6 protein-coding genes are annotated in these 3,516 nt (G+C 43.1%); all 6 read left to right on the top strand.

What is annotated here, in order from left to right; translation table 11 throughout:
• Positions 1-213, top strand: a 213-nt coding sequence (locus tag ACFIKR_RS09030) for a phage major tail tube protein (RefSeq protein ID WP_375659610.1), incomplete at its 5' end; no start/stop codon positions are given.
• A gap of 2 nt (positions 214-215) precedes the next feature.
• Positions 216-503, top strand: coding sequence for a phage tail assembly protein (locus ACFIKR_RS09035; protein WP_375659611.1), 288 nt, complete (start codon positions 216-218; stop codon positions 501-503).
• 47 nt (positions 504-550) lie between these two features.
• Positions 551-613: a hypothetical protein gene (locus ACFIKR_RS09040; RefSeq protein WP_234924827.1), complete on the top strand. Its 63-nt coding sequence runs from the start codon at positions 551-553 to the stop codon at positions 611-613.
• Positions 610-2,907 carry a phage tail tape measure protein gene (locus ACFIKR_RS09045; RefSeq protein WP_375659612.1) on the top strand — a complete coding sequence of 766 codons (2,298 nt, stop codon included), beginning with the start codon at positions 610-612 and terminating at the stop codon, positions 2,905-2,907. The genes ACFIKR_RS09040 and ACFIKR_RS09045 overlap by 4 nt, the downstream gene beginning before the upstream one ends.
• A 5-nt stretch (positions 2,908-2,912) precedes the next feature.
• On the top strand, positions 2,913-3,293 hold the full coding sequence (locus ACFIKR_RS09050) for a phage tail protein (protein ID WP_006589081.1): 381 nt from the start codon (positions 2,913-2,915) through the stop codon (positions 3,291-3,293).
• Positions 3,290-3,514, top strand: coding sequence for a tail protein X (locus ACFIKR_RS09055; RefSeq protein ID WP_375659613.1), 225 nt, complete (start codon positions 3,290-3,292; stop codon positions 3,512-3,514). The genes ACFIKR_RS09050 and ACFIKR_RS09055 overlap by 4 nt, the downstream gene beginning before the upstream one ends.
• Positions 3,515-3,516: the final 2 nt, after the last annotated feature.

A 3,516-nucleotide genomic window follows, 5' to 3' on the forward strand; every position in this document is an offset into this window, starting at 1 on the left:
GTTGTCATTACCATGAGAGGACTATGCAAAGGCTTTGAAATGGCAGAATGGCAACCGGGGAGCAAAGCAACATCCACAGCAACATTCACATTACAGTATTTCAAATATGTCCAGAAGGACGTTGAAATTGTTGAGATAGACGCCCTCAACATGGTGAGGAGATTCAATGGCGTCAATCAATTAGCAGATCATAGAGAAAACTTAGGATTATAAAAATGACAGTACAAACAAGCATTACACATAAATTATTGATACCTGTTACTTTTGAGGGAAAAGAGCACACCACAATTACCTTACAGCGCCCCAAAACAAAAGATGTGCAAGCAATCGACAAAAAAGAAGGCATAGAGCAAACAATTGCTATGGTTGCACGCCTTTCTGGATGGGCACATGAAGCGGTTGGAGAACTCGATATTAATGACTTGTCGAGCATTGGAGAGATTTTGGAGTCTTTTATCAAGCGGCGGGATACCTCGACTGGGAAAACGCCGCTAAACTCATAGCCGATATTACCATTGTGTTCCATTGGTCCCTTTCAAAGATGATGGAAATGGAACCGCAAGAACTCATATTCTGGCGAAAACAAGCAGCAGAAAGGTATAAGACAAAATGAGTGAAAAAGTTGCTGATGCAAAGGTGAAACTGTCTCTTGAAGACAAACTCACCGCGCCTCTTAAACGTGTACAAAAAAAATTCGATACATTGTCTAAAACACTCTCACATAGTTTGGGTATTCCGCGCTTTTCTGCTGCTGTCAAAAACATGACAAAAAGCCTTCATGGCGTTCAAAGTGCTCTTGGAGTGGCGGCAAGCCGTGCTTCGGTCTTTACCGGTGTCTTAGGGCTTGCTGGTGGTGGTCTTGTGGCAAGTGTAGCCGCCCTCACCATGAAAACCATGCATCTGGGGGATAGTCTTCATCACGCATCACGCCATTTGGGGATGAGTGTTGCATCGCTTCAATTATGGGGCGATGCAGCCGATAATTCAGGATATTCTGCTGAACTTTTTCAACAATCTCTAGCAACTTTAAATAGGCGTTCTGCGCAAGCATATGCTGGACAAAAAAGAGGCATTATGGGCTTTGAGGCACTTGGTATTTCGGTAAAAGATGCCTCTGGAAAACTCAAATCAAATTCGGCTTTGTTGGAAGAAATTACCGACAAGATGAGTAAGATGAAAAATCAAGCACAAAGACAGCATATTGCCGCTCTGCTGTTTGGGGGCGATGGTAAAGAAATGGCGACCATGCTTGCACAAGGCATGGCGCCTATCAAAGAGCTGTTTGCAAAGGCGCGAAAAGGAAAATGGCTCATAGGTGCCGATGTTGCACGCTATGCAGCAGATTTGAGTGATAAGCTTGGTGCTTTTAAGAAAAAAATAGGCGGTATCGCGAGCTTTATTGGCGCCCGTTTCATGCCCGTGATTAATGATATGATTGACGGTTTTTCAAAGTTGATTGATGAAAACCGCGACCTCATTCAAACAACCGTTGCGAGCTGGGCAAAAACCTTAAAAAAAGTCCTTAATGATTTGCTTAACCCTACCTCCGATTTAAGAAAAGGCATCAGTGATCTCACAGAGAGAATTAAAGGCTGGTTCCAATGGCTAGAACCTCTGATTGGTGAAATAACCCTTTTCAAGGTAGGACTTGTGGCACTTGGTTCGTTCATTTTTGGTCCACTCATTGCCGCATTAGCCGCAGCGGGAGCAGCGTTTGTCACACTTGGCTATACTATAATGACGACACCTATCGGTTGGCTAATTGGCGGCATCGCAGCTCTTGTTGGAGCTGGATATCTGCTTTATAAAAATTGGGACAAAATCAATGGCTGGCTGCTTACATCACTAGCCATAGTAAGCGCAGTTTTTATCAGGCTTGCTTTCGCTCTTTCAGGACCAGTGCTTTCAGCCTTCACTTCCGTTGGTTCTAAAATTACCGGTCTGGCTGCAAATCTTGGAAAATCCCTGCTCTCAAAAATAATCGCAGCAGATAAAGCTTTTATTAGATTTTCTGCTACTCTGGGAAGATCACTGCTTTCAGCATTAGCCTCAGCTGCTTCTGCAGTTGCCAGTTTTGCTTTAACTCTTGTAGGAACACTGATTTCGGCAATAACTGCCGTTGGTTCTGCTTTTATATCGCTTGGTATCGCAATCATGACCACTCCTATCGGCTGGATAATGGCTGGTATTGCTGCCCTTGTTGGAGTTGGATATCTGCTCTACAAAAATTGGGATACGGTAGTAAGCTTCATAAGCAACTTGTGGAATTCTTTTGCGAGCTTATGTAGTAACGTTTTCAATAACCTCTTGACGCTCTTTAAAAACTTTTCACCACTCTCTTGGATTTCGAAAAAAATCAATGCATTGATTGAGTGGCTGTTTGGCATCGATTTAATGGAAGCAGGTTCCAATCTCATTGGTAGCTTGTGGGACGGCATCAAAAGCCAATGGAATGCTCTGTCTGAATGGTTTAGCGGCATGATAAGCAAATTAACCAGCTGGATGCCTAATTGGATGAAAGAAAAGTTAGGGTTTAATGTCTCAATCAATAAGACTTCAACGGAGACGATTAAAACCTTTACCAATGAAACCAATGCACGGGCAAAAAAAATGCTGGATACAGTAGTGGTTACAAATACCCCGCCTGAAAAACGCAAGAGTGGTTTTAATACAAGTGTCGTTGAAACAGGACAAATGCAGGCAACAAATAAAGTGGGTGCCTTTAAAGCTCCAAAGCCCATTACGGTTCATAAACCCGTTGAAGTAGACGCCCGTGTAACCATTACAAATCTCAATATTTCAGTACCAAATGGTCTCAAGGACGAAATCAGAGACGCTGTCAATCAAGCACTTGAACGCTATGCAAAACAGCAACGTTTAGCCATAGCCTCTAGCCTTTCGGATTAAATACCATGATGTTAGCTTTAGGTGGTTTTATTTTTTCGATTGAAACAGCAGCTTATCAAACACTTGATATGTCTTATGGGGTTCCATGGGTAGAGCAAGGGCGATTGGGGAGAAAGGCTGCTCTTCAATTGCCAGCTGTTGCAAATGCGGAGTTTTCTTTGGCAGGCGTGATTTATCCAGATTTCAAAGGTGGTCACAGACAGCTCGAATATTTGCGACAAATAGCGCATATGGGACCTCACATTCTTGTGACCGGTCAAGGCAAAATCTTAGGTAAGTTTGTCATTCTTTCTGTAGAGGAAAAACAAAGCGTTTTTCATCATAACGGCACCCCCAAAAAACAAGAATTTACAATAAAATTGAGAGAGTATGGTGAAGACCTATGAGTGACCTTTATATGACCAAAGATGGCGATATGGTGGATGCCATTTGCTGGAAATACTATGCCAAAGGTCAACAAGCGCTTGCTGTTGAACGCGTCTATGCAGCGAATTTGGGGCTTGCAGACTATGGACCCATTTTAAAAGCAGGCATCACCATAGTTTTGCCGTCCCTCCCCTATCCGAAAGCCACACCAGTGATCAGAATTTGGGGTAGCAAATCATGAAA

This window comes from Bartonella sp. MR30HLJHH (assembly GCF_042194195.1).
Lineage (GTDB): Bacteria > Pseudomonadota > Alphaproteobacteria > Rhizobiales > Rhizobiaceae > Bartonella > Bartonella grahamii.